General features: G+C 66.0%; 3 protein-coding genes and 1 pseudogene. All 4 read right to left on the minus strand.

The features are described 5' to 3' along the window. A partial coding sequence (gene trbL / locus APY03_RS44475; RefSeq protein ID WP_232324403.1) for a P-type conjugative transfer protein TrbL occupies positions 1–847 on the minus strand: 847 nt, incomplete at its 3' end. Then, complete coding sequence (locus tag APY03_RS25635) at positions 844–1,176, minus strand: hypothetical protein (protein ID WP_068681369.1); 333 nt, start codon at positions 1,174–1,176, stop codon at positions 844–846. The genes APY03_RS25635 and trbL, both read right to left, overlap by 4 nt. An 11-nt stretch (positions 1,177–1,187) precedes the next feature. Beyond that, on the minus strand, positions 1,188–1,913 hold the full coding sequence (gene trbJ, locus APY03_RS25640) for a P-type conjugative transfer protein TrbJ (protein WP_028240148.1): 726 nt from the start codon (positions 1,911–1,913) through the stop codon (positions 1,188–1,190). After that, positions 1,910–2,166 (minus strand): annotated as a pseudogene (locus tag APY03_RS25645) (conjugal transfer protein TrbE); the annotation flags it as partial. The pseudogene APY03_RS25645 and the gene trbJ, both read right to left, overlap by 4 nt.

Raw genomic sequence — 2,166 nt, forward strand, 5'->3', positions numbered from 1 at the left:
CGCCGATGGCCGCGCCCGCCATCGCGCCCGCGCCGAGCTGCGGCGCACCGGACACAAGGCCCGTGGCGATGCCAGGGCCGAAGATCCCGAGCGCCAGCAAAGTGAGCGAGGCCAGCATGATGACCAGCGCATGGTCGAGGGACGGCTCATCGGGATGGACTTGGAATTGAGTGAACAGGCCCGAGCCGATACCGACGATCACGGCCAACACCAGCACCTTGACGCCGGAGGCCACGACGTTGCCCAGCACCTTTTCCGCCAGAAAGCTCGTCTTGTTCCACAGCGCGAACGGCACCAGCACGAAGCCGGCGAGCGTGGTCAGCTTGAACTCGATCAGCGTGATGAAAAGCTGGATCGCCAGCACGAAGAAGCAGAGCACCACGACCAGCCAAGCGATGAACAGCACCAAGATGGCATCGAGGTTCAAGAACACCTCGGGAAATCCCATCATGTCGTCGAGCTGAAGGAAGATCGGCCCGCCCGCGTCAAGGCCAGTTTTCGCCAGCCGGCCCGGCTGCAAGAAGTTCTCCATCGTGATGGCCGAGCCGGTGGCGGTGATGCCTAGTCCCGCAAACGAGCGGAACACGATGCTGGCCAGCCAGTTGAAGTTGTTGATGATGTAGGCGAAGGCACCGACGTAGAGCACCTTGCGCAGCAGCTTGGCGATCACGTCCTCGCCTTGGCCGGTGGCATGGCTCATGGCCCAATACAGGCCGGCGATCGTCATGTCGATGACGATCAGCGTGGCCGTGAGGAACGCCACTTCGCTCCGCAGCAGTCCGAAACCCGAGTCGATGTAGGCGGCGAATGTGTTGAGGAACTGGTCGATGATGGTCACGTCATTCATGGCGTGTCCTCCGGTTCGGCGGGAACGGCCGGCGCCACGCCATCGGCCGGTTCCTCGAAGCTGGGCGGGATCGGCGGCAGGTCGGCCAGCGTCTGGTATTCATCCGGCCCGGCCTGGCCGGAGAAGAAGCGCCGCCGGAAGGCTTCGGCGGCGGCGCGGCAAGCGTCCTCGCCCGTGGCCTGCCGGTCGGCCGCGCATTGCGCGCGCAATGCCTTGAGCCGCACGGGATCGGCGGTCAGGGCATCGGCAAGGTTGTCGGTCGGCTGCTCGCTGCAAGCGGCCAGCAGCGCCACAAGCAGCGAAACCGACAGGGCGAGGACGCATCGCATGGCGGCCTCCGTCAGTTGCCGTAGAAGTCCACGCGCTGCGGCGTGTACGGCGTGCCTTCACCCAGGAAGCGCCGCCGCACCTCGCGGGCGCGTTCGGTGGCCGCCGCCTGCCGCGCCAGCTCCAGCGAGGCGGCCCGGTCTTGCGTGATCTGGAGCCGCTGCGACTGGATCGACTGCTTGGCCTGCAAAGCCAGCAACTGGTTCATGGCCTGCATCGCCTGCAACGCGCCTTCGGCCGACTGGCTCTTGCCCACGAGGTCGGCCAGCACGCTTTCGTCTTCGCCCAGGTTCTGCGATACCTGCGCTTGCATCTGCATGGTGGTCTGCAAGCCGTGGAGCGTGTTCCTCCAACGCTCCTGCGCGTCGCGGTACATCTGGTCGCCGCTGACGGTGGCGGCGTACTGCTCGGGATACAGGCGCGCGAACTCCCGATCCAGATTCGTCACGTCGTAGGCCAGGCCGCGCGCCTGGGCGATTAGCCGCTCGGTCGTCGCCAAATTGGCGCGCAACTGGTTCACCACGCTGGACGGCAGGCTGGCGAGGTTGCGCGCCTGGTTCATCAACATCTGCGCTTCGTTCTGAAGCTGCTGGATCTGGTTGTTGATCTGTTGCAACGTGCGGATCGCGGTCAGCGTGTTCTGCACGAGGTTCGTGGGATCGACCACGACCCATTGCGCATGGGCGGTGGCGGTGCAAAGCATGGCCGCGATGGCGGCGGCGATAAGGCGCTTATTCATGGCAGGTTCTCCAGAGGTTGGTCAGCGAGGGAACCCGGCGCGAGGCCGGGGAACGAGGGCAGCAGGTCGGCCGCCCAATCGAGGCCGCGATGGCGCAGCCAGGCGCCCGCGAAGCCGGGCACGCCGGCGTCCAGCAGCACGCGGTCTATGTCGCGCTGGTCTTGCGGCGTGGAAGCGCCCGCAAACGCCAGAGCCGCCGGCCCCAGGTCGAGTTCGAACAGGCGGTTGCCGAGGCGGGATTGGTAGTAGTAGT

Source organism: Variovorax sp. WDL1 (genome assembly GCF_001541225.1).
Lineage (GTDB): Bacteria > Pseudomonadota > Gammaproteobacteria > Burkholderiales > Burkholderiaceae_C > Variovorax.